The sequence below is a fragment of the Fodinicurvata halophila genome (genome assembly GCF_042651425.1).
Taxonomy (GTDB): Bacteria; Pseudomonadota; Alphaproteobacteria; order Kiloniellales; family DSM-21159; genus Fodinicurvata; species Fodinicurvata halophila.
In genome coordinates, this window is the sequence record NZ_JBHSCW010000003.1 from 174561 (window position 1) to 199941 (window position 25381).

The 25381-nt window shown below is 62.1% G+C and carries 24 protein-coding genes; 18 read left to right on the forward strand and 6 right to left on the reverse strand.

Annotated elements, in window-relative coordinates; genetic code table 11:
• Positions 1–43 precede the first annotated feature (43 nt).
• Positions 44–3067, reverse strand: a complete 3024-nt coding sequence (locus ACFOW6_RS05625) for a hypothetical protein (RefSeq protein WP_382421361.1) — start codon at positions 3065–3067, stop codon at positions 44–46.
• Positions 3068–3670: 603 nt separating this feature from the next.
• Between ACFOW6_RS05625 and ACFOW6_RS05630 the strand changes: the two genes are divergently transcribed.
• From ACFOW6_RS05630 to ACFOW6_RS05675, 10 genes are all read left to right on the forward strand, one after another.
• Positions 3671–3889, forward strand: coding sequence for a Flp family type IVb pilin (locus ACFOW6_RS05630; protein WP_382421362.1), 219 nt, complete (start codon positions 3671–3673; stop codon positions 3887–3889).
• A 148-nt stretch (positions 3890–4037) separates the two neighbouring features.
• Positions 4038–5621: a pilus assembly protein TadG-related protein gene (locus ACFOW6_RS05635; RefSeq protein WP_382421363.1), complete on the forward strand. Its 1584-nt coding sequence runs from the start codon at positions 4038–4040 to the stop codon at positions 5619–5621.
• 21 nt (positions 5622–5642) lie between these two features.
• Entirely contained in the window at positions 5643–6191 is a 549-nt protein-coding gene (locus ACFOW6_RS05640) for an A24 family peptidase (protein WP_382421364.1), read from the forward strand.
• Positions 6164–7090 carry a Flp pilus assembly protein CpaB gene (gene cpaB / locus ACFOW6_RS05645; RefSeq protein ID WP_382421365.1) on the forward strand — a complete coding sequence of 309 codons (927 nt, stop codon included), beginning with the start codon at positions 6164–6166 and terminating at the stop codon, positions 7088–7090. Before ACFOW6_RS05640 ends, cpaB begins: the two co-directional genes overlap by 28 nt.
• A gap of 4 nt (positions 7091–7094) precedes the next feature.
• Positions 7095–8489: a type II and III secretion system protein family protein gene (locus tag ACFOW6_RS05650; RefSeq protein WP_382421366.1), complete on the forward strand. Its 1395-nt coding sequence runs from the start codon at positions 7095–7097 to the stop codon at positions 8487–8489.
• A 14-nt stretch (positions 8490–8503) separates the two neighbouring features.
• Positions 8504–9112, forward strand: a complete 609-nt coding sequence (locus tag ACFOW6_RS05655; protein WP_382421367.1) for a CpaD family pilus assembly lipoprotein — start codon at positions 8504–8506, stop codon at positions 9110–9112.
• A 2-nt stretch (positions 9113–9114) separates the two neighbouring features.
• Positions 9115–10332 (forward strand): AAA family ATPase, encoded by a 1218-nt coding sequence (locus ACFOW6_RS05660; RefSeq protein ID WP_382421368.1) that lies wholly within the window; start codon positions 9115–9117, stop codon positions 10330–10332.
• A 109-nt stretch (positions 10333–10441) separates the two neighbouring features.
• Complete coding sequence (locus tag ACFOW6_RS05665) at positions 10442–11833, forward strand: CpaF family protein (RefSeq protein ID WP_382421369.1); 1392 nt, start codon at positions 10442–10444, stop codon at positions 11831–11833.
• Complete coding sequence (locus ACFOW6_RS05670; RefSeq protein ID WP_382421370.1) at positions 11830–12834, forward strand: type II secretion system F family protein; 1005 nt, start codon at positions 11830–11832, stop codon at positions 12832–12834. The genes ACFOW6_RS05665 and ACFOW6_RS05670 overlap by 4 nt, the downstream gene beginning before the upstream one ends.
• A 15-nt stretch (positions 12835–12849) precedes the next feature.
• Complete coding sequence (locus tag ACFOW6_RS05675; RefSeq protein ID WP_382421371.1) at positions 12850–13809, forward strand: type II secretion system F family protein; 960 nt, start codon at positions 12850–12852, stop codon at positions 13807–13809.
• Between the two features lie 66 nt (positions 13810–13875).
• Here the strand turns inward: ACFOW6_RS05675 and ACFOW6_RS05680 are convergent, their stop codons facing one another.
• The 4 genes from ACFOW6_RS05680 to ACFOW6_RS05695 all read right to left on the reverse strand — a co-directional run bounded on the left by ACFOW6_RS05680 (position 13876) and on the right by ACFOW6_RS05695 (position 16954).
• Complete coding sequence (locus ACFOW6_RS05680; protein WP_382421372.1) at positions 13876–14802, reverse strand: tetratricopeptide repeat protein; 927 nt, start codon at positions 14800–14802, stop codon at positions 13876–13878.
• 116 nt (positions 14803–14918) lie between these two features.
• Positions 14919–15497, reverse strand: coding sequence for a TadE/TadG family type IV pilus assembly protein (locus ACFOW6_RS05685; protein WP_382421373.1), 579 nt, complete (start codon positions 15495–15497; stop codon positions 14919–14921).
• On the reverse strand, positions 15478–16083 hold the full coding sequence (locus tag ACFOW6_RS05690) for a TadE/TadG family type IV pilus assembly protein (RefSeq protein WP_382421374.1): 606 nt from the start codon (positions 16081–16083) through the stop codon (positions 15478–15480). The genes ACFOW6_RS05685 and ACFOW6_RS05690 overlap by 20 nt, the downstream gene beginning before the upstream one ends.
• Positions 16084–16225: 142 nt before the next feature.
• Complete coding sequence (locus ACFOW6_RS05695; RefSeq protein WP_382421375.1) at positions 16226–16954, reverse strand: DUF6134 family protein; 729 nt, start codon at positions 16952–16954, stop codon at positions 16226–16228.
• Positions 16955–17123: 169 nt separating this feature from the next.
• Between ACFOW6_RS05695 and ACFOW6_RS05700 the strand changes: the two genes are divergently transcribed.
• Positions 17124–18752, forward strand: coding sequence for a BCCT family transporter (locus tag ACFOW6_RS05700; RefSeq protein ID WP_382421376.1), 1629 nt, complete (start codon positions 17124–17126; stop codon positions 18750–18752).
• A gap of 60 nt (positions 18753–18812) precedes the next feature.
• Here ACFOW6_RS05700 and serS read toward each other — a convergent pair whose 3' ends face one another.
• Positions 18813–20099, reverse strand: coding sequence for a serine--tRNA ligase (gene serS, locus ACFOW6_RS05705; RefSeq protein WP_382421377.1), 1287 nt, complete (start codon positions 20097–20099; stop codon positions 18813–18815).
• 224 nt (positions 20100–20323) lie between these two features.
• On the opposite strand from serS, the gene ACFOW6_RS05710 reads away from it, so the two are divergent.
• The 7 genes from ACFOW6_RS05710 to ACFOW6_RS05740 all read left to right on the forward strand — a co-directional run bounded on the left by ACFOW6_RS05710 (position 20324) and on the right by ACFOW6_RS05740 (position 25375).
• On the forward strand, positions 20324–20488 hold the full coding sequence (locus tag ACFOW6_RS05710; RefSeq protein WP_382421378.1) for a hypothetical protein: 165 nt from the start codon (positions 20324–20326) through the stop codon (positions 20486–20488).
• 51 nt (positions 20489–20539) lie between these two features.
• Positions 20540–21826, forward strand: coding sequence for a UDP-N-acetylglucosamine 1-carboxyvinyltransferase (murA, locus tag ACFOW6_RS05715; RefSeq protein ID WP_382421379.1), 1287 nt, complete (start codon positions 20540–20542; stop codon positions 21824–21826).
• Complete coding sequence (locus ACFOW6_RS05720) at positions 21823–22413, forward strand: DUF2948 family protein (protein ID WP_382421380.1); 591 nt, start codon at positions 21823–21825, stop codon at positions 22411–22413. Before murA ends, ACFOW6_RS05720 begins: the two co-directional genes overlap by 4 nt.
• Positions 22414–22486: 73 nt before the next feature.
• Positions 22487–23149 carry an ATP phosphoribosyltransferase gene (hisG, locus tag ACFOW6_RS05725; protein WP_382421381.1) on the forward strand — a complete coding sequence of 221 codons (663 nt, stop codon included), beginning with the start codon at positions 22487–22489 and terminating at the stop codon, positions 23147–23149.
• Entirely contained in the window at positions 23139–24446 is a 1308-nt protein-coding gene (gene hisD / locus ACFOW6_RS05730) for a histidinol dehydrogenase (protein ID WP_382421382.1), read from the forward strand. Before hisG ends, hisD begins: the two co-directional genes overlap by 11 nt.
• A gap of 3 nt (positions 24447–24449) precedes the next feature.
• Positions 24450–24926 carry a UPF0262 family protein gene (locus ACFOW6_RS05735; protein ID WP_382421383.1) on the forward strand — a complete coding sequence of 159 codons (477 nt, stop codon included), beginning with the start codon at positions 24450–24452 and terminating at the stop codon, positions 24924–24926.
• Between the two features lie 5 nt (positions 24927–24931).
• Positions 24932–25375 carry an arsenate-mycothiol transferase ArsC gene (locus ACFOW6_RS05740; protein ID WP_382421384.1) on the forward strand — a complete coding sequence of 148 codons (444 nt, stop codon included), beginning with the start codon at positions 24932–24934 and terminating at the stop codon, positions 25373–25375.
• Positions 25376–25381 lie beyond the last annotated feature (6 nt).

Consider the following 25381-nt stretch of genomic DNA (forward strand, 5'->3'; position numbering starts at 1 on the left):
TGCGCGTATTTATACGCGACGAGACCTTAAGGAAAGCCGAAGCTTACTCCGACAAGGCAACGGCGCCGCTGGAGACGACCTCCAGCTTCCAGTCCTCGGCCTGGGTTCCGTCGAGATTGAGGTGCCCGGCCAGGAAGCCCAGGCGGTCGCGATCCTCGCCCTTGGCCGTGCACATGCGATCCTGCAGATAGAAGGGCGGCGTCGCCTGGTAATAGAGCGTCGCCTTGACCGCCGCCGGCTTGGCGCCCTTCGGCAGGTCGGCCAGAGGCACCTCGTAGACCAGCGAATCCCCGCCACCCTGGCTGTAATCCGGATCATCGCCAATCGCTGTCGGCGCGACGTCCTCGGCCAGGTCGTCGCCGGCGCCCAGGGCTTTGGCGATGTCACTTCGCTGCTCGTCCGGCAGGAAGCCGTGGGGCAGCAGGCGATTGTCCTTCACGGTGCTGCAGATGGATAGGAAACTGGTCGTCAGCTGTCCGGCTGGCTCCGAGTTCTTGCCACAGCTCGCGGCACTGGCGTCGTCGGGCGGCGTGGAGACCAGCTCCTGATAGATCTGGGCCCTGTCCTGGCGCGCGATCGTCTCGTAGTGCGGCTGGTGCAGGCGTTCCTCGGGACGGATGCGCGCGCTGCAGTCCTTGGACCACCAGTATTCGCCCTCGATCGGCGCGCCGGATTGGTCGACCAGCACGCCCGCGCCGTTGGTGCGCCCCGAGGCCCAGAGGGTGTTGCCCTGGTCATCGAGGACGCGGAAATCGACGAAGGCGCGGCGGAAGCCGACGCCCGAGGGGAACTTGTGCCCGACCTTGTTGGTGAGCGAGACGTGGGCGGTCAGCTTGTCCGCGCTGCTGTCGACCCGATCCACGGCAATCTCGGCGGTTTCGTTGGAAGCCAGGTCGAGCATCGCCTGTTCGGTGCGCAGCAGGGGATCGACGCCCATGCCGACCAGCATGGGGTCGACGGTGCGGATGCCCAGGATGTCGGGGAACTGCTGGGCCATCTTGACCAGGAAGACGTTCAGACCGACCAGGGTGTGGCGCGCGTAGTGGTCGCGTTCCTCCAGGTCGATGTCCTCGGATCCCAGGCTGTGCTCGGCCTCGGGGAAGTTGCTGTGCTCCTGGATGCTGGCGATCTTGCTGCGATAGGGCGTGCCGTCCTCGGCCTCCGAGGGCATGTGGCAGCTCTGGCAGGATTCGGCTCGCGCGCCCTTGCCGTGGGGCAGGGGCCCGTCCGGCGTGTCGCCGGTGCGATAGGCGCTGAAGGCCCATTCCGGATAGGTGGTCTGCTCGTAGGTATGGCCGATGGTCTCGCCCTCCTGCATCACCGGCAGGTGGACGGTGTGACAGGTGCCGCAGACCTCGGAGCTTGCTATGTCCGCGTTGTGCTCCGGCGTGATGCCGAGCGCGTTCTCCATGGGCTTGACCTTCGGGTCCTCGAAGGGGCCGATCAGGGAGTCGGGAGGGCGCACGGGGAAGCTGCCCGTGAAGGTCTTGGCAAATCCGCTGTTGTCCGGATTGAGCAGCGCCTGACGCTCCTCGACGCAGGCGTTCTCGGGCTGGGAGAGGGCGTCCTCTGTCTCCTCGCCCAGCGCCATGCGGTGGCAGGCGGTGCAGGAGATGCCGTCGCGCGCCAGAGCGCCGTACTGGGCGTTCTCCACGCCGGGATGGTCGTCCGGCCAGGGCACCGCGTTCACCGTCTCGCGCCGGAAGTCCGGACAGGACTCCGTCTCGGCGTACTGGTCGATGTGGAACTGTCGCTGGCCGGTGACGCCATGGCAACCCAGGCAGGTGTCCTCCACCATGCCGGGCTCTTCCGGATGGAACGTCTGGGTCTCGCTGGCCAGCTGGGCGAAGAAGAAGGGGTCGCGCCCGGCAAGGCCCATGGGCGAGCTGCGCCAGGTGGCGTAGGGCGAGAGGTTGAACAGGTCGTCGCCGTGGGGATTGGGCTGTGTCATGTCGAACTGCAGGCCGGTGCTGCCCGCGTCGTGGCAGCCCAGACACTGGCTGGAGGTGAGGAACTCGTCCGAGGCATCGGGGCCGCCGGCGCCGACCCAGGTGTTGTCATAGGTCTGGGACGGCATCTTCGAGACGCTGTCCCAGTCCGGCAGCTCGTCGGACAGCGCACGCAGCGCCTCCAGCAGTTCCTGGTCGCTCCTGTAATGCGGGGTGCCCAGGCGATGGACCTCGTCGTCGGGCAGGGCCACTTCGCGGTGACGCGCCGAAGGGGCGGGGGCCTCGAAGAAATCCTGGCTAAGGAAGGTAAGGGGCTCGCCGGGCTCGCCCTCGATGTTGCTAGGCGAGGCGAAGGTCAGGTTGTCCTCGGCCGAGGCATGGCAGTTCATGCAGTACTGCGCGAAGCCCTGGTTGGGCATGGGATTGGTGGGCGCGGGCGGCCAGTCCGGTGCCCAGCCGCTGCCCTCTCCGAAGCCGTACCAGCCCCAGTACCAGCCGTCGTGCGAGGCGTCGTTGTCGCGGATCATGATGGCGGCGCCGTTGGTGGGGTAGAGCTTCAGCGGGTCCACGTCATTGCAGCGGCTGGCCGGGGCCGGATACATCTCCTTCACCATGATGGCGCCGTCCGGCACCGGCGGCGCCTCCTCGTCCGTGGACTCGCCGTCCGAGCGATATTCGCTCAGCCAGTCGGCCATCTCCGGCGAATACCAGATCACCACGGGCGCATGGGTGCCGTGGTCCTTGCCCTGCCACTCACCGCCCTGCAGGCTGGCCGTGAAGGGCCCGGTGTCGCGCACGGCCTTGTCGCGGCGCCAGCCGGAGTCCGCTGCGCGGTGGCAATAGTTCTCGAGGAAGCGGTTCAGCCTGTCCTGGTACTGGTCCAGCGGCAGGGCGGAGGGATCGCGCACGGCCTTGCGTAGATCGCTGCAGACGTTGGAATTAGCTGGGACAAGCTGTTCCGTCTGTTCCGCCGAGCATTGCTGTGCCAGGGCCGTGAGAGGGGCGGAGAGCAGGAACAGGCCTGCAACAAGGCCCGCGGCAAGATGGCTGCGCCTGAAAACGCGCCAAGGGCCCCCCTTGTCACACAGTCCGGAGTTCGTCTTCGATGTGTCGATCATGTCCCTCTCCCCCTGCTTGAAATCGAAGCATGAGCCGGGCCCGCGGGCAAGAGCTTTCAACTCTATTGCTTGAAAGGTACGGCAGCTTTGCCCGTCATGATCGACGTCTCTGCAAGCCCGTCCGTGTCTTTGTTCTCAAAGCCGCACCGATTTAACGCAACGTTAACCATGCATCTGGTGATCTTGAGTCTGCAATGACTCAGGACTCGCTTGGCACGGGACAGAATTTTCGAGCTTGTCCGCAGCGCTCGAATCAGGAAATCAGAATATACATTTCAAGTTTCTTGTTTGTGTATTCCAGATTAACGCACGCTTAAGAATTTATAAACCATAATTTCCATATCATATAAAAATAACTTATAACTGTATCATGGTTAATATAGGATTATTAATAATTTTTTACTTATAATTAATTATCTAATTAATAAATATTAACGGTATTAACTCATTTTTAACAAAGGTAAATGTATTGTATACTTGTTTTTATTTTTATATATCGCAATTTTTTCTTCCAATGAAAAGCGGAGAGGTGTATTAATGATGCCTATGGATAAGGCTGCTGTGTGGGTGGCCTGGACCAGTCGGCTTCAAGGAGGAATAGGTATGCTGAAGTTTCTTGGGTTCCTGAGAGAAGAAAAGGGCGCGACTGCGGTTGAGTACGCGCTAATCATTGCGCTCGTTGCTGCGGTTTTGCTTGGCGCAATGAGTACATTTGGCGCTGATATTGAAACCATCTTCGGAAACATTGGAGATGCGCTCTCTACCGCTGCTGGAGATAGTGGTGGTGGTGATAGCACTGGAGATGGTGATAGCGGTAGTTAATGTTATTTATAATAATAGAATAGATTTTATATAGTATAATCGCGAGGCAGTAATTATCTGCCTCGCGATTTATTTTTAATTAAGCATTTTGGAATAATAATATGAGAAAACATATACACTATAAATAAACTAAATTTTTTATGGAGATATGCTTGTGACTAGGTGTGTATATGTCTTGTACCAGGCACTTATTGAAAAATATACTGGAAAATTTTTCCATTTGTTTAGGGATTTTCTTCGTAAAGAAAAAGGTGCAACTTTTGTAATTGTAGCCTTGTTGATATCCCTACTTGCAATATTTGCATTCATGGGACTGGATACAGCACGTGCCTATATGGCGTACTCCCGCCTTTCCTACGCAGTGGATGGCGCAGCGCTGGCAGGGGCCAGGAGTTATGGGCAGGAGGATAGGGACAAGGTCGCAGAGGCCTTCCTCAAGGCAAATTTCAAGAGCGAGAATGGTGTGACTCTCGAGGACTTCCAGATGGAACTTATTGAGGGCGACACCCAATACAAGGTAACGGCCGATGCGCGCATTTCTACCGTAGCGGCCAAGCTAGTGGGGATCGAAAATTTCCCGCTCAGGGCCTCAGCCACGGTGGAGCGCGAACTGCGCGGTTTGGAGCTCTCCATGGTTCTCGACGTTACCGGTTCGATGGGGCGTGGGTACGGTTCCAAGCTGGAGCAGATGAAGTCGGCGGCGCTGGTCCTGACGGAGATCATGGCGGAGGATGACGGGACCTTCCCGGAGGACTTCTATGTCAGCCTGGTGCCCTATTCGGCCAGCGTGAGCATTGGTACCCACAACAGCAACTGGCTGCGTCACGCCATCAATCCCGGCGAGTTCGGCGAGGAGAGTTGGCGGGGCTGCGTCGAGGCACGCTCGACCGACGAGCGCTCGCCGCCGCGCCTGCCGCTGGACCTGGACGAGGATCCGCCGGACACCGCGGACGGGCGCTTTGTTCGCTATCTGTGGGAGTCCACGGAGGAGTTGATGTACACGCGCCATGGCAACCGCGTACGTGGCGACAACGACTGGGGCGACAAATACCACTGGTCGTCCTACCGAGATCCGGAGCACTACGAAAACACGGCGACCAGCCCCAACCTGGGCTGTCCGCAGCCGATCGAGCCGCTGACCAACGACCGCGCGGTGATCGACGCCCGGCTGAATAGCCTGAACGCCTATTTCCGGGGCGGTACCTTCACCAACATCGGCATGGCCTGGGGCTGGCGCACCCTGTCGCCGGAGTGGGAGCCATACTGGAACCTCTCGGCCCTGGAACACGAGATGCCGGTCGCCTATGACGAGTGGGAGATCAAGAAGGCGATCATCCTGCTGACCGATGGGGCGAACGGCTGGTACGACTGGCCCGACGGTGCACCGGGCCAGCCGATATCGGACTACCCCGACAGATACGATGCCGACTATACGGCCTATGGGCGCCTGTCCGACGAACGCCTGTTCCCCGATTTCGGCGGCACGGCAAAGAATCAGGCCACCGCGGAGATAGACGACCGGACCGAGCGTGTCTGCGCGGCCGTCAAGCAGAAGGGCATTCAAGTCTACACCATCACTTTTGGCGGCGGGGTGAACAGCAGCATCCAGCAGGTCATGGAGAACTGCGCCTCGGGCGATGGCAACTATTTCCATGCGCCGGACGGTGGCAAGCTGGAAGAGGTTTTTTCTACCATAAGCCGAGGCCTCTACAACCTGCGTATCGTGAAGTGACCTGAGGGGCAGGGTGCGAATATGCCCACAGTCGTGCTTTCGAATACCGTCTTCCTGGCCACCACACTGCCCTGTCTGGCGCTGCTGGTCTATGCGGCCGGCAGCGATATTGCCAGCCGGCGCATTCCCAACTGGATCAGCCTGGTGATCCTGCTGCTTGCCGGGCTGCGCTTCCCGCTGACTGGTGCCGACCCCCTCATACCCCTGCTGCTTGCCGCAGCCGTCTTTGCCGTCGGCTTCCTGTTGTTCCTGACGAAGCTGCTGGGGGCCGGTGATTCGAAGCTGGCGGCCGTGCTGGTGCTGTTCCTGGAACCGGCGGCGGTGCCGACCTTCCTGTTCGTCATGTCGATTGCCGGAGGAATCCTGGCTCTGTTTACGGTTTCGAAAGGGTTAATCCCCAAAGTGTTCCCTCAGACAACGCCGGGCTCGGGCCCGGAGGGCTCGCCAGAAGGGCGAGTATCTTCCCAGGGACTTCCCTACGGCGTTGCAATTGCGGCAGGAGGCATTTTCGCCCTCCTCAGCTTTGAACCGGGAATACGGGAATGGGTCTACGTTTTGTTATCTTTCTGATCGCCGCCGTCGCCGCCTCGGCGGGGGTGGGGCTGCTCGTCTATGACCTGGTCGAGGACCGGAAGACGGCCGCAACGCCCGAGGAGACCACGGTCGTCAAGCGGGAAACCTATGACCGAGTCGAAGTGCTGGCCACCTCGACCGAGCTCTCGGTAGGCGCGTTCATACGGCCCGAGGACGTGCGCTGGATCTCCTGGCCGGCCGATGCCGTGTCCGAGGGCATGGTGCTTCGCAGCGAAAACGAGATGGACTCCATCACCGGGGCTGTGGTGCGCCGCGAGACCGGCGAGGGCGAGCCGCTGATGCGCCGCGCCTTCCTGCGGCCCGAGGATGGTGGATTCCTGGCTGCCGTGCTGGAGCCCGGCATGCGTGCGATCTCCGTCAACGTGAACACGGCCTCCGGAAACGCCGGCTTCGTGCTGCCCGGCGACCAGGTCGACTTGATCCTGACGCACCGCGTCGAGAACGGGGAGAACGGCGATACACACTTGGTCTCAGAAACGCTGCAGTCGGGCCTGCGGGTCGTCGCCGTCGACCAGTCCCTGGACAACGACCGGACGGCCCAGCCCGCCAAGACCATGACCCTGGAGGTCGACAGGCGCCAGGCCGAGCACATCATCCTGGCCGAGCAGCTGGGGCAGCTGACAGTGGTCCTGCAGAGCATCGCCGAGCTACCCAAGAGCAACACCTTCCTTGCCTCAGAGTCCGAGCGGGCGGGGCAGAGGCTGCCGTTGCCGACCGGCGACACCGGATCCTGGGACTACGAGGTCTCTCCGGCCCTCTCGAAGAGCCGCTCCGGCGCGCCCCGCACGGTTGCGGTCATGCGCGGTAGCGGCAGTGAAATCATTACCAGCAGGTCGAACGAGGAGGCGCAGGAAAGCGCCCAACAGGCGGAATGAACCAATGAAAAGGCTTTCTGTTATCCTCAATCCTCTCCGGTGCCTGCTCGCCATCTTGGTGGTTCTTCTGCTGGTGCCGCTGTCGTCCGCGCTGGCACAGGTCCAGCAGATTTCCCTGGAAGTCAGCGATGGCCGGGCGATCGAGCTGGACGAACCGGCCGTCGAGGTCTTCGTGGCCGATCCGGATATTGCCGATGTCCAGGTGAACTCGCCGGAGGTCGTCTATGTCTTTGCCAAGCAAAGCGGTACGACACGCCTGTTCGTCCTGAGCGAGGAGGACGGTGAACTGACGGAGTACGAGCTCTATGTCACGCCCAATCTCAAGCGCCTGAACGCCACTCTCAAGCGGCTGCTTCCCGACGAGACGGTGGAACTGCAGGCCGTGGACGACGGCGTGGCGGTCCAGGGCTCTGTCTCTACCGCCAAGGCGGCCGCCGACATCATGGAGGTGGTCAGCGGCTCCATGGGCGAGGAGGTTCCGCTGGTCAACATGATGTCCGTCAGCGAAGTCAACCAGATTAACCTGCGGGTCCGCGTGGCGGAAGTTTCGCGCGAGGTGACCGACGAGCTTGGCATCAACTGGGAAAGTTTCGCCAGCTTCGGAAACTTCGGCTTCGGGCTGGGCATCGGGCGCGATTTCCTGAACGGATCCGGCCTAAACCGGGCGGGAGGGGGACTGGGCAGCGCCAGTGCCTCCTATACCAGTGGGGATATAAACGCCAACGCGATGATCGATGCCCTGCAGCAGGAAAACCTGCTGAGCATCCTGGCCGAGCCCAACCTGACCGCCATGTCGGGTGAGTCCGCCAGTTTCCTGGCGGGGGGCGAGTTCCCCATCCCCGTGTCGGCGGACGAGGGCCAGATCAGTATTGAGTTCAAGGAGTTCGGCGTGCGGCTCGACTTTACGCCGACCATCGTCGACCGCGGCCGCATCAGCCTGCGAGTGCGCCCCGAGGTCAGCGAGATCACCAGCACCGGTGCCGTGGAGATCGAGGGCATATCCATTCCCGCTCTGACAACACGGCGGGCGGACACCACCGTGGCGCTGAAGAGCGGACAGAGCTTCGTGATCGCCGGCCTGCTGCAAAACAATATCAATTCGACGGTCGACAAGTTTCCGGGACTGGGCGATCTGCCGGTTCTGGGGGGGTTGTTCTCCTCGCAGAGCTTCCGCCGCAATCAGTCGGAGTTGATCATCATCGTCACGCCCTATGTGGTCAAACCGGTGTCCGGCTCTGACCTGCTGTCGACGCCAGGCGATGGCCTGCGTTCGGGCAATTCCATCGAACGGCTGCTCAAGAACCGGACGGCGCGCAGCAACCTGGGCGGGGGCGACGGCGTCCCCACCGGCCCTGGAGGCATGCGCCTCAAGGGCAGTGCCGGTTTTATCCTGGAATAGGGGTGGATACTACCATGAAGACAGTCACGACCGTCCTTGCCTTGAGCGCCCTTGTGCTCGCGCTTGGCTGTACGCCCCGCGTGTCCGAACCGCCGAGAGAGGTCGTCTACAAGAACGAGGTCCGGGAATCGCAGAGCGAGTACCGCCTGCCGCTGCGGCGCGGCCAAACGGCCCTGCAGGCCGAGGACAGGCGCCGGCTCGACGTCATGGCCGCGCGCCTGCTCGGGGCCAACGAGATCACGGTTACCGATGTCGCGGCGCCGAGGGTGCGCGAGGAAGCGGTCGCCCATCTGAAGGAGCTGGGGCTACCGGTTCGCTCGTCCGGCTCGCTGCGCGCGTCCGAGAACAGCCCCCCCGAAGTGATCGTGCAGGCCCTGCAGTATGCCGTGGTGCCCCCCGAATGCGGGGACTGGTCGCTGCCCGGCGGGACCAGCCACAACGCCGTCACCATGTCGAATCTCGGCTGTTCGAACGAACGGGCATTGGGACTGATGGTGGCCGATCCCCGCGATCTCGTGGCGCCGGGTCGCGGCCTGGCGCCGATGGATGGCGTCACGGCTGTCGGGTCGATCGAGCGCTATCGAGCCGGCGAGCTCAAGCCCTTCCCGATCGGGGAGCAGTGATCATGGATACCTTGGAAATGCGTGCTATGCCCGATACCGGCGTGATGGAGAACCGCTCCCAGTTCATGGCCTTCGTCAGTGATTCTGAGTCGGAGGAGCTGATCAAGGGGCTGGTCCAGCAGCTGCTGATCCCCCATGCCTCGATCCAGCGTGGGGACATTTCCGTCGCCATACGCCAGCTCGAGGAGGTGCGCTCACCGCCGCTGCTCATCGTCGATCTCTCGGACTCCAAGATGCCGTTGCAGGACATCAATGCGCTGGCGGATGTCTGCGAGCCGGGCGTGAAGGTGATCGCCATCGGCGAGCAGAACGACGTCGGCCTGTTCCGGGACCTGATGCGAGCGGGGGTCAGCGACTACCTGGTCAAGCCGCTGAACTCCAGCCTGTTGCAAACGGCGGTCGTCAGCTCCGAGGAGGGGATGGACACGCGGATCGGCAGCAAGATCGCCCGCCTGAGCGTCTTCATGGGCGTGCACGGCGGTGTGGGAGCCTCCACGCTGGCTGCGAACATAGCCTATCACTTTTCCTCGGAGTTCAAGCGCCGAACCTCGCTGTTGGACCTGGACCTGCAGACGGGCGTGTCCTCTCTGTTGCTGGACAGCGATCCGGTCTCAGGCCTGTTGGAGGCCTTGGACGATCCGCGCCGTACCGACAGCCTGGTCGTCGAGCGGCTGGCTAGCAAGGTGGACGAGAAGCTGTTCGTCTTCGGCAGCGAAACGCCGCTGGAACGACCCATCTCGTCCGGATTCCGCGGCATGGAGGCGTTCCTCCAGGAAGTGCGCCAGCAGTGCCACTTCGTGGTGGCCGACCTGCCGCGCCATCTGCTGTCGCCGGCGGCTCAGATGGTTCGCTCGGCCTCGACGATCGTGCTGGTGACCGACCTGACCCTTGCGGGCCTGCGGGATACCGCGCGTTATGTCCAGGCCCTGGGGGCCCTGCAGTGTCCGGGCGAGGTGCTTGTGGTGGCCAACAAGGCCCCGGACAGCCGCAGCGCACGCTTCAAGGAAAGCGAAATACGCGAGCAGCTGGGACGCGACATCGATTTCACGGTCTCCCTGGACACGAAAGCCTTCCAGGACGCCGAACTGAGGGGGGAACCCCTGATCGCCGGCTCCCACGCTGCCTCCAGGCAGATCAAGGCTATCGCCGAACGCGTCAGCGGCCGCGGCGATCCGCGCCGGACCCGTGGGTCGATCCTGAAACGCCTGATCGGGAGGTAATCCAAGAATGTTTGGACGGCGTCGACAGGACGACAAACCGCAGCGAGTCACGGATGGAACCGCGGGCGGAGCGTATGACGTCCGTGGCCAAGAGATCCCTGTTGTTGCCGTGGAACCGGAGAGTCCGCCGCCGGCAACGGACCCCAGCCTTTCGGAAAGTTCCCCGCTGGTGCCTCCGGCGTCCGTCCAGGCATCGCCCGCAGCGGCCGTAATGGAGGACGAACCATCCGAAGGCCGGCATTCCGGCCGCCTGAAAAGCGTTCGGCAGACCATCGGCAAGAAGGTCTATCAGACCATCGATTTCGATGCCGCGGTCCATCTGGACCGCGAGGCGCTGGCGCGCGAGATCGGCAAGATGGTGGCCGATATCTCGGTGGAGGACGGCTATCGCCTGACGGCCGCCGAGCAGAAGGAGGTTGCGGACGCCCTGGTTGACGACATGGTCGGCCTCGGTCCGCTGGAGGACCTGCTGGAAGACGAGACCGTGACCGACATCATGGTCAACGGGCCTTCGCAGGTCTACGTGGAGCGCAACGGCAAGCTCGTGCTGACGCCGATCACCTTCCGCGACGAGGCGCATGCCACGGCGATCGCGCAGCGCATCGCCTACAACATCGGCCGCCGCGTCGACGAAGCCAGTCCGATGGTGGATGCCCGCCTGATGGATGGCAGCCGCGTCAACATCATCCTGCCGCCGCTGGCCATCGACGGCTGTTCGATTTCCATCCGCAAGTTCGCCAAGCGGAAGATCACGCTGGACGACATGATCCGGCAGGACAATATCTCCGAGAAGCTGGGCCGCCTGCTCCAGGTGGCTGCCGCCTGCCGCCTCAACATCATCGTCTCGGGCGGTACGGGCTCGGGAAAGACCACCCTGCTCAACGCGCTGTCGCGGCTGATCGATCCGCAGGAACGCATCGTGACCATCGAGGACGCGGCCGAAATCCAGTTGCAGCAGCCCCATGTGGTGCGTCTGGAAACACGCCCGCCGAACGTGGAGGGGCGGGGCGAAATCACCATGCGCTCGCTGCTCAAGAACTCCCTGCGCATGCGTCCCGACCGCATCATTGTGGGCGAGGTGCGCGGTGAGGAAACCCTGGACATGCTCCAGGCCATGAACACCGGTCATGACGGCTCCATGTCCACCATCCATGCCAACACGCCGCGCGATGCCCTGACCCGTATCGAGAACATGGTCATGTCCTCGAGCATGCAGCTGCCCAGCAAGGCCATCCGCGCCCAGATCTCCAGCGCGGTGGACCTGATTGTACAGATCGAGCGCATGCGCGACGGCAAACGACGCGTGACCAACGTCTCGGAACTGATCGGCATGGAAGGCGACATCATCACACTGCAGGAGCTGTTCCGCTTCCAGTACGAAGGCGAGGCGCGCGACGGCCAGCTGATGGGACGTTTCGTCTCCAGTGAGGTGCGCCCCCGCTTCATCGAGCAGGCCGGTTACTACGGCCTGGAAGATGCCGTGCTGTGGGCCATGACATGACGGCGCCTGTCCTGATCGCCGCTATCGGTGCGCTGGGAACCCTGGGGTTCGTGATCCTGCTGGCCTTCCTGTGGCACCTGCTCAGCGCGTCTGAGCGTCGCCGCCGGCAGCGGCGGCTGGCGATGATTGTCGGGACCGCAGGAACCGCGACCGGCGGCAAGAAGCCGTCCCAGGAACGGGAAGGAATACGGCGGCAGGAGCGCACCGGCGTCTCGGCACGCATGGAGACTGTGCTGTTCAATTTCGTGCCGCGCCTCTCGCAGATCACCGGACTGCTTAGGAAGTCGGGTCTCGACATCTCGGCGGCCGGTTATCTTTGCATGATGGGCGGGCTGACTCTGCTGGCCTTCTTCCTGCTCTCGCGTATGCTACCGTTGCCGTTCATCCTGCAGGCAACGCTGTCCGTGATCTTCGGGATCGGACTGCCGCACTTTACCGTCGTCTATCTGGGTGCGCGCCGGCAGAAAAAGATTCTGGCCCAGCTGCCGGACGTTCTCGACATGATCGTGCGCTCCGTGCGTGCCGGTCTACCCCTGACCCAGAGCCTCATGGCAGTGGGTGAAGAAATCGACGAACCGCTGGGAAGCGAATTGAGCAGTATCGGCCGCCAGACCAAGCTGGGGGTGCCGCTCGACGAGGCCCTGCTAAGTGTTGCCGAGAGATTGGACATCCAGGAATTCTACTTCCTCGTGACCAGCTTGACCCTGCAGCAGAAAACCGGCGGCAGTCTGGCCGATACGCTGGGCAATCTGTCAGATCTGCTGCGCCAGCGCCATCAGGTGCGCAACAAGATCAAGGCGCTGTCATCGGAAGCTCGGGCCTCCGCTTATCTGATTGGCTGTATGCCAATAGCCTTGCTGGGTCTCCTGACACTAATAAATCCAGGTTACCTCGATCCCCTGTTCGAGTCGGATACAGGGAATCTCCTGCTGTGGATCGGCGCTGGCGGCATTGTAACCGGTGCCATCGTGATGTGGCGCATGATGCGTTTCGATATCTGAACAGAGGCCCCAACCATGCCTGACAGTCTTGAAATCGCCATCACCCTCAGTTCCGTCCTGACCTTCATCAGTATTGTCGCCGTCTATTACAGCTCGCTGCGTTTCGAACGGCGCAAGCGGGTGGCGCGCGCACTGAGCAGCTATCGCGAGGATCTGCGCGCGCAGAGCCAGGAAGGCTTGCGCGGTCGCCAGAGGAAGCGCCACTGGCGCCCCGCCAGGGCCATGTCTGCTCTTGGCAAGGTAGTCGACCGAATCAAGCTGGTTGGCAACGACCAGTCGGAAAAGATTCGCTGGACACTCATACAGGCGGGATTTCGTTCCCGTGAGGCTGTGATCATCTATCTGGCGCTCAAGCTGCTGCTGCCGATTGCAGGCGCTGTAGTTGCCCTGACGGTGATACTGACCAGCGAGATTACCCAGGGAAGCTTGTTATACAGTTTTGTTGGTGTCGCCGGAACTGCCCTGATCATTTCCTATATTCCTGACTTCGCTTTGAGAAGGATAACAGAATCTCGGCGCAAGAAGCTGGGCAAGGGCATTCCCGATGCACTCGACCTTCTGGTGGTCTGTGCCGAGGCGGGGCTGGGGCTCGACGGGGCGCTCAAGAAGGTGGCCGAGGATTTCGAGCGCTCCAATGCGGTGACGGCGGAGGAGCTTTCGCTGTTGAATGCCGAGCTGACCTTCTTCCAGGACCGCGAGGAAGCGCTGACCAACTTCTCGAAGCGTGTGAACCTGCCGCTGGCGACCAGCGTGGTGCTGGCCCTGACCCAGGCCGAGCGCTACGGCACACCGCTGTCACATGCCCTGCGCACGCTGTCGGCAGAATTCCGCCGGGAACGCCTGCTGGCGGCCGAGCAAAAGGCCGGGCGGCTGCCCGTCATCATGACGGTGCCGTTGATTGCCTTCATCCTGCCCGCGCTGTTTATCGTCATTCTCGGGCCGGCGATCCTCAGTGCTTTGGAGTATATGTCTTGAGAGAAGCGTTGGGGAAGACATCCTCAGCAGGATAACATTGAGAGAAGCCATCCAGCACTGCAGGCCTTACTGGAAGTAGGAGTCCATGGCCTGTTCCATCTTCTGTCTTTCAGCTTCGCTGAGCCCGCTATCTTCCCCGGCCTGACCCTCCAGGCGGCTGTCGTACTGGCGCGGGATGAACTCGCCCGCCGAGCCGTTCGTCATGCCGCGGATGAAGCGGTAGAAGTCCATGTTGTTTTCGACATCCCGGTCGGAGAGATCCCTGCGCGCCATTTGCTGGGCGTTGTTCTCGGAGCCCGCGAGTCCATAGACCAGTGCCAGGTTCTGACGGTGCCGGGCCGTGGCCGAGGGTTCCTCGATCACGTCTTCCAGGATCGAGATGGCGTCCGCGTGGTTGCCGTCGAGCGCCAGCGAGAGGGAATAGTTGGTCAGGACCGACAGGTTGCGGGGCGAGAAATCCAGGGCTTGGAGATAGTAATCCTGGGCGCGCGCGTGGTTCTTGGCAAGGTCCTCGGACACACCCAGGCTATTGTAGATACGCCAGTTTTCCGGCTGGATCTCCTGCACCTCTTCCAGCAAGGCGCGCGCTTCCGGAGCCTGCTCCAGCATCAAGTGGATACGTGCCATGCCAAGCTTCGCGCCGGGTGAGTTCGGCTCCAGGTTGAGAGCATTGTCGTAAGCTTCGGTCGCCTGGTCGAGCAGCCGGGCACTGACCATCGTGTCGCCCAGACCGATCCAGGGCATCGGGTCGCGCGGCGCCTTCTTGCTGGCATCCCGATAGAGCTTCATCGCCAGCGAGAGGTCACCGGAGCTTGCACTGGCGTTGGCGATGCGTACGAGCTGATCCGAACTCATTCCACTCGCGTTGATCTCTTCGAGGTTGGAGCCGGAGACCGGCCGCTCGTACCGGCTGTCGACAGAACCGCAGGCGGCCAGGCCGAGTGACAGGGAAAGAGCGGACAGGCGAAGGAAAGTTCTCGTGGACGGCCACATGCATTCAGCCCCTTTCGAACAGGCTTGGATCCAATTCCTGTCGTTTTTTATAGGTGGTTTTGGTTAATGTTTTCTTTATCGCAGCAGAATCACCGAGGAGTCCCGCTGTTTCCGGGTCAGGGGCTGACCGTCGTCAGACGCCCCAGGCGGGGACGGAAGAAGGCGTTGCGGTAAATCCGGCGTTCGTCGAACAGGAAGCCTGGGAAGACCGGTTCGTAGCGGAACACCGCTTCGCTGGCGATCAGGCTGTCGAACTCCTCGCTGACAAGATTCGGGTCCACCAGTGTTTCCAGGTTATCCGCAAGCCGGCCGTCTTCGGCCAGGCTGCCGTGATCGCGCACCCAGTTGACCGTCAGGTCATCGTCGTCGTTGGAAATGGAGACGAGATAGATGCGGTAATCGCTCGCGCTCAGTTCGAAGGGGCTGCCCAGTTCGCCGGCCAGTTCGAAGATATCCACCAGGTCGCTTTCGGTGACCTCAGGCAGGCGTGCGGTCACGTCCCCGATGCTGACCACGGCGCGATCCACCTTGGTGGTGAAGAGATAGAGCCGGAACATCTCGAACCCGCCCATCAGCAACAGCAGTATGACCGGCGCCAGCAGGGCGAATTCGAGGGCGGAGACTGCGCGCCGCCCGCGCAGGAAGCCGCGCAGCCGTCGGCCTATGCGGAACAGGCTAGCGATCCTGAACATCATAGGGCTCGTTCTTCACGACGATACGCGCCGAGAGGTCCAGTTTGCCGTCGGAGAAGAATTGTCCGAACAGGGGGGTGATGACGGACCAGGGATAGCGCAGCTCGTAGACGACGATGCTGCCCGACTCGCCGGCGCCTTCCAGGCCGGCATCCTCGTCCCATGTCCCGTTTCCGTTCAGGTCGGTGAAGGTCTCGCCCAGGTCGTAGCTGCCGTTGCCGTTGGCATCCTCGAAGGGCTCGGCCTCGCCGATATGGTCGAACTCGCGGTAGTTCAGCATGTGGAGGTCGAGCTGATCGGTATCGAGGAACTTCGGCAGCATGCGGGCCGCGGTTTCCCGGATCCGGCTTTCGCGTTCCTCGACGCTGATCGTCGAGGCCTGGCCCGTGATTCCGTAGCGCGCGGCGTTGCGGGCCGAGCCCTCGAGGCTGGAATTGATGAGCATGATGATGCCGAGTTCCAGGATACCCACGATGAGAAGCACGAGCGCGCCCGCGATCAGCGCGAACTCGACCGTGACGGCACCCTCCTTGCGGCGCGCATAGCGTCGCCAGATGGAGAGCAGAGGCCAGGTTTTTCTGCGATACATGGACTGCACAGCCGCAAGCGACCCTTTCCCCTGAACCTGCAGGGACACAGAAGGGATTATTCCAGGAAAAATTCTACTCAGCGGAGGGTTAAGAAATCCCTAAACAAGCGGCTGCGGCGGCTGTCCGGACGATTCGGGTCCCCTAGGGTTGGCGCTCGTACTCCACCCGGTTGCCCTTGTAACGGAAGACGAGGCGCATGAGATGCTGGGTTTCCTTCTCGTACCAGAGGCGGGCGTCAAGATCGCCCTCCATCTCCCAGCTTTCCGTCATCACGCGTCCGGACGGTGTGTCGATGCGCTCCTCGCCATGATAGGTGATCTCGATATCCGAAGGCACGTCCGAGGGCCGTCCCTTGTGCGGGCGGATCAGGACCGGTGCTTGCATGGCATCGGGATTCCAGCCGGTGGCGGGCAGGGCGGAGGCCGGCAGGACATGGTCGCGATCCCCGTCGTCATTGAGCTTGATCTTGCCGTTCTCTCCCCGCCGCGCGGTGATGTGGCGCACCTTCTCGTTGTAGTAGCCGTTCGTGTTGGTGATGTTGAGTTCGACCAGTTTCCCGTCCTCCAGGATCTCTTCGGTTTCCTGCTTGACGCGGGTGATGACGATGGGGCCGAGAGAGATGGTGGCCTCGCCCTTCTGGTGGGCGATCACGCGATCTCCCTGGCGTTCGACACGCAAATGGTGCTCGCCGACGGGAAAGCCGTTCAGGAAAATGCGATACGTCGCATCGTCGAGAACTTCGGCTTGCAAGGTCCCGGGCAGTCCCAGAGACAGAAGGAGCACAAGCAGAAGTGCGAGGGGAAGATGCGAAAGTCTGTAGAGCCTTGTTGCGTTCATGGTTCGACAGTTTGGCAGTGAATTTGTCGCCATGAAGGCACTCCCGCGGAATGTTCCGCAGATGACTCAGGGGCGCATTCCGTGGTCACGGCGGCTGTCACAATGCTGAGGCTTGTTCACGTCTTTCAGGTTGCTAGGGTCAATCGCCATAGTGCCCTGGGAAAATACCTTCCGTCAGGTGAAGACCAGAAAGAGGCGACTCATGGCCAAGGACAGCGAGGAGAACTTTGCGAAGGTCAGGACGACCAGCTTCGGCATCTTCCCCGAAGTCTGCGCACCGGTCTTCCTGGTCAGTGCGGGACTCATCATCGCATTCATCATCTTCGGCGCAGGCTTCACCGGGACCGCCGAAGGCGTCTTCATGGACGTGCAGTCCTGGATCTCGTCGAGCTTCGGCTGGTTCTACATCCTGTCGGCGTCGATATTCCTGATCTTCGTCATCGCCCTCATGGCGTCGCGCTACGGCCATGTCCGGCTGGGCGATCCCTTCGAAAGTCCACGCTTCAGCCTGGTTGGCTGGTTTGCCATGCTGTTCAGTGCCGGCATGGGTATCGGCTTGCTGTTCTGGAGTGTGGCCGAGCCTCTCTTTCATTACATGAGCCCGCCGCATGGCGAGGGAGAATCCGCGGAAGCGGCCATTCGGGCCATGCGCTATACCTATTATCACTGGGGCCTGCACCCGTGGGCGATCTATTCCGTGACGGGCCTGTCCATCGCCTATTTCGCGTTCCGGCAGAAGCTGCCGCTGACCATCCGCTCCGCCTTCTACCCGTTGCTGGGCGACAGGATCTACGGTCCGATCGGGCATCTCATAGATATCCTGGCGGTTTTCGGGACGATGTTCGGCGTGGCGACCTCGCTGGGACTCGGCGTCCTGCAGATCAACGCCGGGCTCAATCACGTGTTCGGCATCACCGAATCCTCCTTCACCCAGGTGGTCCTGATCGCCATCATCACGGGATTTGCCACGATCTCGGTCGTGCTGGGCCTGACCAAGGGCATTCAGCGCCTCAGCCAGTTCAACATCATAGTCAGCGTCATCCTGCTGCTGTTCATCCTGGTGGCGGGGCCGACACTCTTCATTCTGCGCTTTTTCGTGGAGACGTCAGGCGATTACCTGCAGAACCTCATCGGCATGAGCTTCTGGAACGACACCTTCGCGAACACGGGCTGGCAGAACTCCTGGACCATTTTCTATTGGGGCTGGTGGATTTCCTGGGCGCCCTTCGTGGGCATGTTCATCGCCCGTGTCTCGCGCGGCCGGACCATCCGGGAATTCGTGCTGGGCGTCCTTCTGGCTCCGACATTGGCAACCTTCGTGTGGCTGTCGATTTTTGGCGGCACGGCCCTGGATCTGGAGGTCAACCAAGGCGTCGGGCTGGCGGCCGCGGCCCAGGAGAATGTCGCAACTACCCTGTTCGTCATGCTCGAGGAATTGCCCTGGAATGCGATCATCTCCCTGATCGCTGTGATCATGATCGTCAGCTACTTCGTGACCTCTTCGGACTCGGGCAGCCTGGTGATCGACATGCTGACCGCCGGCGGGCACACGGATCCGCCCAAGAGCCAGCGTATCTTCTGGGCCGTGACCGAGGGTGTGGTGGCGGCCGTCCTGCTGGTGGCCGGCGGGCTGGAAGCCCTGCAGGCGGCGTCGATCACGGCCGGTCTTCCCTTCTGCGTGATCATGCTGGGCATGTGCTATTGTCTGGTGAAGGGACTGCGGGAAGAGCCGATCACGCCGGATCCTCAAGAGACGGAGCCGGAGGCCCCCAGCGAAACCATGGGCGAGATCTCAAGCGACGAGAACGAGGCATCTCCGGCAAGCTCGTAAACGACAAGCCCTGCAGCACGGGCTGCGGGGCGTTCGTCTTGCGTGCGGCAACGCAGCGGGTCAGCCGGTCGACCCGATCACGTCCTTGCCGAGGAAGGGGCGCAGAACTTCGGGGACGCGCACGCTGCCATCGGCCTGCTGATAGTTCTCCAGGATCGCAATGAGGGCCCGGCTGATGGCGATCGCCGTGCCGTTCAGCGTGTGCAGGAATCCGGCAACCTTGCCGTCCTCGCCGCGGTAGCGGATGTTGAGGCGACGCGCCTGGTAGTCCGTGCAGTTGCTGGTGCTGGTGATCTCGCCGAATTCCCCGCCGTCGCCGCGGCCGGGCATCCAGGCTTCCAGGTCGTATTTCCGATAGGCGGCGGCGCCCAGGTCGCCGGTGGCGTTCTCGATGACGCGGTAGGGGATACCCAGGCCGTCGAAGATCTGCTTCTCCAGGTCCAGCATGCGCTGGTGCATCTCGGGACTGCCGTCCGGCATGGTGAAGGCGAACATCTCCACCTTGGTGAACTGATGGACGCGGTAGAGGCCGCGCGAAGCCCGACCGTGTGCCCCCGCTTCCGTGCGAAAACAATGACTTATTCCGCAGAGCTTGATGGGCATCTGATCCTGCGGAAGGATCTCGCCGGCCTGCAGGCCGGCCAGCGTGATCTCCGAAGTCGCGATCAGGCTGAGGTCGGTCTCGGCGATGCTGTAGATCTGGGTTTCCGCTCCGCGCGGAACATAGCCGGTTCCGCGCATCACTTCGTTGCGTGCCAGGTCCGGGGTGGTTACGGGCGCGAAGCCGTCCTTCACCAGGATGTTCAGGGCATAGTTCTGCAGCGCCAGGTCCAGCAACACGGCGTCGTTCTTCAGGAAGTAGAAACCATGGCCGGTGACCTTGCTGCCGGCCTCCATGTCGATCAGGTCAAGCTTCTCGCCGATCTCGAGATGATCCAGAGGCTTGAAGTCGAAGCTGGGCAGGGGGGTCGCGCCGCGCTCTAGCTCGGCATTGTCGGCATCCGAAGCACCGATGGGGGCGGCCGGGTGGCTCATGTTGGGGATAATGGACTGCAGGGCTTCCAACTCGTCCTTGGCTTGCTGCAGCTTCTCCTCCGCCTCGGCCCGCTGGGTGCGCAGCTGCTTGCCCTGGTCGATCAGCTTCTGCCGCTCGTCGGGATCCTTTGCGTCCTTGATGGATTTCGCCGTGGCGTTGGCTTCCTGATTCAGGCGGTCGACCTCCTGCTGGAGGGACCGCCGTTTCCCGTCGAGCTCGGCAAAGCTGTCGAGGTCGACATCGATGCCCCGGTTGGCACAATTGCTTCGTACGGCCTCCAGGTTTTCCAGGATGAATTTTCTATCCAGCAAGAGAGATCCCCATGATCAGCGGTCTGGTTCTATATTTCCAACGGGGTGAAACTGTGAATGCCGTTTTCATCCCCCCGCAGCGATGTTAGTTGACGACACAGGAAGAAGCCCCGCGTCAACAGGAAAGTTGCATGGCGTAAGGTACAGATGTATCCCGTTCGGAAAAGCCCGTTTTTCCGGTCATATACCTTGATCCTGCCGTATTGCCTGACAAGAGTGCTGCCATGTCACAGACGAAGCGGAAATCTGACTCCTCCGGCGCCGATGCGAAGGGCAACGAGCGCCAGTCCCGGCTCGCCGCGGCCTTGCGTGCCAACCTGAAGAAGCGCAAGGCGCAGACGCGTTCGCGCAAGGAGAGCGGCACGCAGGAGCAGGGGAACGAAGACTAACCTTCGCTGGGGTTGCCCTCCGGACTCCGGCGCCGAGATTGCAGGGACTGTATGGACAAGATCAAGATCACCGGCGGTGTACCGCTGAATGGAACGATACGGATTAGCGGTTCGAAGAATGCCGCGCTGCCCCTGATGGCGGCCAGCCTGCTGACCCGGAAGACGTTGTGCCTGGAGAATGTTCCGCAACTGGCCGATATCCGGACCATGTCCGAGCTGCTGGGCCTGCTGGGTGTCAGCGTCGAGGAGAGGGGCAACGGTCCGTCAGGGCGTAGCCTCGTTTTCAGGGCAGATGAGATTGCCTCGACGGTCGCGCCCTACGACCTGGTGCGCAAGATGCGGGCCAGTGTCCTTGTGCTCGGACCTCTGCTGGCGAGGCAGGGGCATGCCGAGGTGTCTCTTCCGGGAGGTTGCGCCATTGGAACGCGCCCCGTCGACCTGCACCTGGGCGGCCTGGAGGCGATGGGTGCCCAGATCGAGCTGGCGGACGGTTACATCCAGGCACAGGCACCGAATGGGCTGAAGGGTGCGGAAATCATCTTCTCCAACGTGTCCGTCGGTGCGACCGAGAATCTCATGATGGCTGCAGCCCTGGCCGAGGGGGAAACCCGGCTGGTCAATGCGGCCCGCGAGCCCGAGATTGTCGACTTGGCCAACTGTCTGACGGCCATGGGGGCCGACATCGAAGGCGCCGGCAAGGACGAAATCACCATAAGAGGGCGCGCAAGCCTGGCGGGCGCGACCCATCACGTAATTCCGGACCGCATCGAGACCGGAACCTTCGTCATGGCGGCCGCGATCAGTGATGGGGACCTCTGTCTGGAAGGAGCGCGGGCGGATCACCTGGAAAAGCCCTTTCAGGTTCTCAGGCAGGCCGGTGTCGCGATCGATCCGGTGGAAACGGGACTCCGAGTGCGCCGGGCCAATGGGCCCTTGCAGGGCGCGGACATCATGACCGAGGCCTTTCCCGGCTTCGCCACGGACCTGCAGGCACAGTTCATGGCCCTGATGGCGACGGCCGAAGGAGCCTCCATGATTACGGAGACGATCTTCGAGAATCGCTTCATGCATGTGCCTGAACTCATGCGCATGGGCGCCGACATAACGGTTCACGGCGCCTCGGCCCTGGTCCGTGGCCGGCAGCGCCTGAAGGCCGCGCCGGTCATGGCGACCGACCTCAGGGCCTCTGTATCCCTGGTGCTGGCCGCCCTGGCAGCAGAGGGTGAGACGGAGCTGAATCGCGTCTATCATCTGGATCGTGGCTATGAACGGATCGAGGAGAAACTCGCTGCCTGTGGAGCCAGCATCGTCAGAAGCAAGGAGAGCACCCCCTCATGACAGAGTCGACGGCCCTGAAACTGCGCGCCCGCGATGCTGCGGACATGGATGTGCTGGCATCCTGCCTGCAGGATTCGCTCGTGCCCGTGCGTGATATTGCCTTCCTGAAGAAGGAGAAGCGCTTTGTCATGGTCCTCAACCGCTTCAAGTGGGAGGAAGTGGAGGATGATGAAGGGATCGACCGTGCCGTGCGACAGCTTCAGGTCGACAGTGACCTCCAGGAAGAGGCCATTCCCGAACCGGAGCCCAGTGAGGATTCGGATGCGGACTCAGACAGCAAGAAAGACGATGCCAGTTTTTCGGATGCCGAGGCCCGCCCCGTCTATCATCGCACCCATGCCGGCCTCGTGTTCGACAAGGTTCGCTCTGTGTCCACGCGCAATATCGACCTCAAGGACAAGAGCCACTTCCTCAATCTGCTGACCATCGCCACCTGGCCGAAGGATATCGTCCTCTATTTTTCCGAAGGGGGAGAAATCCATCTGAAGGTGTCCGAGGTGCGTTGCCATATGAAGGACCTGGGAGAGCCCTGGCCAACCTTTGCGCGACCCGAGCATGTTCTGGACGCCGAACCGGAGGCGGGCTAAATCTCCGGAGTCGAGTGCAGTCGAGGGCCGTGCAGCGGCTCTCGGAATTCCTGAAGTCCACGGGAGACGCGCAGTGCCGCAGCCCCAACCGCTTGTTCTGGCCGTTCCCAAGGGACGCATCCTCAAGGAACTGGTTCCCTTGCTGGAGGCGGTCGGCATCGAGCCGGAAGCCGCATTCTCCGATGAGTCCTCGCGCCAGCTGCGCTTCCGGACCAATCTGCCGGATATCGAAGTGGTGCGGGTGCGCTCGTTCGATGTCGCGACCTTTGTCGCCTTTGGCGCAGCCCATCTGGGCGTGGCCGGCAACGATGTGCTGATGGAGTTTGATTATCCCGAGATCTATGCTCCGGTCGATCTGAACATCGGCCATTGCCGCCTGTCCGTTGCCGAGCCGCAGAGCCTCAAGAAAAGCGACGATCCTGCCCGCTGGAGCCATATCCGCGTGGCCACCAAGTATCCTTCGGTGACGCGCTCGCATTTTGCGGCGCGCGGCGTTCAGGCAGAATGCATCAAGCTGAACGGTGCCATGGAGCTGGCGCCCGCTCTGGGGCTGTGCCGGCGTATCGTCGACCTGGTCTCCACGGGCAGCACCTTGTCGGCCAACGAGCTGGTAGAGGTGGAAACCATAGCCGAGGTGACATCCAAGCTGATTGTCAACCGGGCTGCCCTCAAGACGCGCCCCACGGCGCTGAACAGCTGGATCGACCGCTTTCGCGAGGCCGTAGATGCCGTATGAGCTGGACAAAACCGCGAGCTCCTTCGAGCAGGACTTCAAGGAATTCCTCGAGGCGCGGCGGGATTCGGAGCAGGCCGTGGACGAGATCGTGGCGGCCATCATCGATCGGGTCCGCCGCGAGGGGGATGCCGCACTGCTGGAGCTGACGGAGAAGCTGGACCGGGTACCTCTGAGCGCAGACACCTTGCGGTTCTCGAAGCGCGAGATCGATGAAGCTGAACGTCTCTGCGAGCGACAGACGCTGGAGGCGCTGGAACTGGCGACCGAGAGGATCAGCGATTACCACCGACGTCAGAAGCCTGAAGACCTGTCCTACGATGATGCAACGGGCGTGCGTCTCGGCCATCGCTGGAATGCCATCGATGCGGTCGGGCTCTATGTGCCCGGCGGTACGGCCTCGTATCCGTCCTCGGTCCTGATGAACGCCATTCCGGCCAAGGTGGCCGGGGTGTCGCGCGTGGCCATGGCCGTCCCCACGCCGGACGGCCAGGTCGCCCCCCTGGTTCTGGCGGCGGCTCGGATGGCGGGGGTCGACGAGATCTATCGCATGGGCGGGGCCCAGGCGGTGGCAGCGCTGGCTTACGGGACGGAAAGCGTGGCCCCGGTGGACAAGATCACCGGGCCCGGCAATGCCTATGTGGCATCGGCAAAGCGCCAGGTTTTCGGCCATGTCGGGATCGACATGATTGCCGGCCCCTCGGAGATCCTCGTGGTGGCCGATGCAGAGAACGATCCATCATGGATCGCGGCCGACCTGCTGAGCCAGGCCGAACACGACACCTCGGCCCAATCGATCCTGATCTCCGATGACGCGGACTTTCTCGAGAAGGTAAAGCGGCAGATCGAGGTGTATCTGCAGCGACTGCCGCGCAGCGAGATTGCCGGCGAGAGCTGGCACACGCACGGGGCGCTGATACGCGTCGGACAGCTGGACGAGGCGGCCGAGCTGGTGAATCGCGTAGCGCCGGAGCATCTGGAACTGGCTGTGGCGGAGCCCGAGCAGCTGGCCGCGCATATACGTCATGCCGGCGCGATATTCCTGGGACGCCACACTCCGGAAGCATTGGGAGACTATCTGGCCGGCCCCAATCACGTGCTGCCCACCGGCCGTTCGGCCCGCTTCTCATCGGGACTCTCCGTCCTCGACTTCCTGAAACGCAGCTCCGTGATCCAGGCAACGGAAACATCATTGCCGGCGGTTGGTCCGCCCGCCATGACCCTGGCCCGCGCCGAGGGTCTGGACGCGCACGCCCTGTCGCTTGCCGTTCGCTTGGGGTTGGATAAACAGGGCGACTGATCCATGCCGGACCACCGCATCGTCAATATCACTCTCGACGAGCGGATGGGCGTCCGACGGAATCCCGAAGTTGAGCACGAACGTGCCGTCGCCATCTATGACCTGCTGGAGGAGAACCATTTTGCGCCGCAGGGTGATTTCGCGGGACCCTTCGTCTTGCATCTGGGAATCGAGGAAAGCACACGACTGCTCTTTCAGGTTTTCGACAGGACAGGCGAGGAGGAACTGTGCAGCATCGTCCTGCCGCTGATTCCGTTCCGCAAGCTCGTGAAGGACTATTTTCTGGTCTGTGAAAGCTATTACGAGGCGATTCGAACGGCCAGTCCCTCCCAGATCGAGGCCATAGACATGGGCCGCCGTGGCCTGCACAACGAGGGAGCCGAATTGCTGCGAGAGCGCTTGAGCGGCAAGATCGAGGTGGATCATGATACCTCCCGCCGGCTGTTTACCCTGCTCTGTGTCCTGCACGTGCGAGGATGAAGCCGATGGCAGATCTGCCGGGGGCCGTACTTTTCGCCTGTACCGAGAATTCCATCCGTTCACCGATGGCGGAGGCAATCCTCAAGCACCTGTTGGGCCACAGGATCTACGTCGATTCGGTGGGCATCCGTGCCGGTGAAGTGGATGGGTTTGCCATCGCAGTTCTCGACGAGCTGGGGATCGACCTGTCGCGGCACCGGAGCAAGACCTTCGAGGACCTGCAGGACAGCTCCTTCGATCTGGTCGTCTCGCTTTCGCCCGAGGCACAGCACGCCGCCGTCGAGATGACCCGCACCATGGCCTGCGACGTGGAGTTCTGGAACACTTTCGACCCGTCCCTGACCGAGGGCAACCGGGAAATCCAGCTACAGGCCTTTCGCGATGTCCGGGACCAACTGATGGAGCGTATCCAGGCGCGCTTTCCCGTAGACCTGAAACCCCATGTCTGAGTGCCG

Bases quoted from the DNA above. Each gene is read 5' to 3' on its own strand.
- ACFOW6_RS05625 (WP_382421361.1), bottom strand. From the start codon at position 3,067: ATGATCGACACATCGAAGACGAACTCCGGACTGTGTGACAAGGGGGGC.
- ACFOW6_RS05630 (WP_382421362.1), top strand. From the start codon at position 3,671: ATGCTGAAGTTTCTTGGGTTCCTGAGAGAAGAAAAGGGCGCGACTGCG.
- ACFOW6_RS05635 (WP_382421363.1), top strand. From the start codon at position 4,038: ATGCTTGTGACTAGGTGTGTATATGTCTTGTACCAGGCACTTATTGAA.
- ACFOW6_RS05640 (WP_382421364.1), top strand. From the start codon at position 5,643: ATGCCCACAGTCGTGCTTTCGAATACCGTCTTCCTGGCCACCACACTG.
- cpaB (WP_382421365.1), top strand. From the start codon at position 6,164: ATGGGTCTACGTTTTGTTATCTTTCTGATCGCCGCCGTCGCCGCCTCG.
- ACFOW6_RS05650 (WP_382421366.1), top strand. From the start codon at position 7,095: ATGAAAAGGCTTTCTGTTATCCTCAATCCTCTCCGGTGCCTGCTCGCC.
- ACFOW6_RS05655 (WP_382421367.1), top strand. From the start codon at position 8,504: ATGAAGACAGTCACGACCGTCCTTGCCTTGAGCGCCCTTGTGCTCGCG.
- ACFOW6_RS05660 (WP_382421368.1), top strand. From the start codon at position 9,115: ATGGATACCTTGGAAATGCGTGCTATGCCCGATACCGGCGTGATGGAG.
- ACFOW6_RS05670 (WP_382421370.1), top strand. From the start codon at position 11,830: ATGACGGCGCCTGTCCTGATCGCCGCTATCGGTGCGCTGGGAACCCTG.
- ACFOW6_RS05675 (WP_382421371.1), top strand. From the start codon at position 12,850: ATGCCTGACAGTCTTGAAATCGCCATCACCCTCAGTTCCGTCCTGACC.
- ACFOW6_RS05680 (WP_382421372.1), bottom strand. From the start codon at position 14,802: ATGTGGCCGTCCACGAGAACTTTCCTTCGCCTGTCCGCTCTTTCCCTG.
- ACFOW6_RS05685 (WP_382421373.1), bottom strand. From the start codon at position 15,497: ATGATGTTCAGGATCGCTAGCCTGTTCCGCATAGGCCGACGGCTGCGC.
- ACFOW6_RS05690 (WP_382421374.1), bottom strand. From the start codon at position 16,083: ATGTATCGCAGAAAAACCTGGCCTCTGCTCTCCATCTGGCGACGCTAT.
- ACFOW6_RS05695 (WP_382421375.1), bottom strand. From the start codon at position 16,954: ATGGCGACAAATTCACTGCCAAACTGTCGAACCATGAACGCAACAAGG.
- ACFOW6_RS05700 (WP_382421376.1), top strand. From the start codon at position 17,124: ATGGCCAAGGACAGCGAGGAGAACTTTGCGAAGGTCAGGACGACCAGC.
- ACFOW6_RS05710 (WP_382421378.1), top strand. From the start codon at position 20,324: ATGTCACAGACGAAGCGGAAATCTGACTCCTCCGGCGCCGATGCGAAG.
- murA (WP_382421379.1), top strand. From the start codon at position 20,540: ATGGACAAGATCAAGATCACCGGCGGTGTACCGCTGAATGGAACGATA.
- ACFOW6_RS05720 (WP_382421380.1), top strand. From the start codon at position 21,823: ATGACAGAGTCGACGGCCCTGAAACTGCGCGCCCGCGATGCTGCGGAC.
- hisD (WP_382421382.1), top strand. From the start codon at position 23,139: ATGCCGTATGAGCTGGACAAAACCGCGAGCTCCTTCGAGCAGGACTTC.
- ACFOW6_RS05735 (WP_382421383.1), top strand. From the start codon at position 24,450: ATGCCGGACCACCGCATCGTCAATATCACTCTCGACGAGCGGATGGGC.
- ACFOW6_RS05740 (WP_382421384.1), top strand. From the start codon at position 24,932: ATGGCAGATCTGCCGGGGGCCGTACTTTTCGCCTGTACCGAGAATTCC.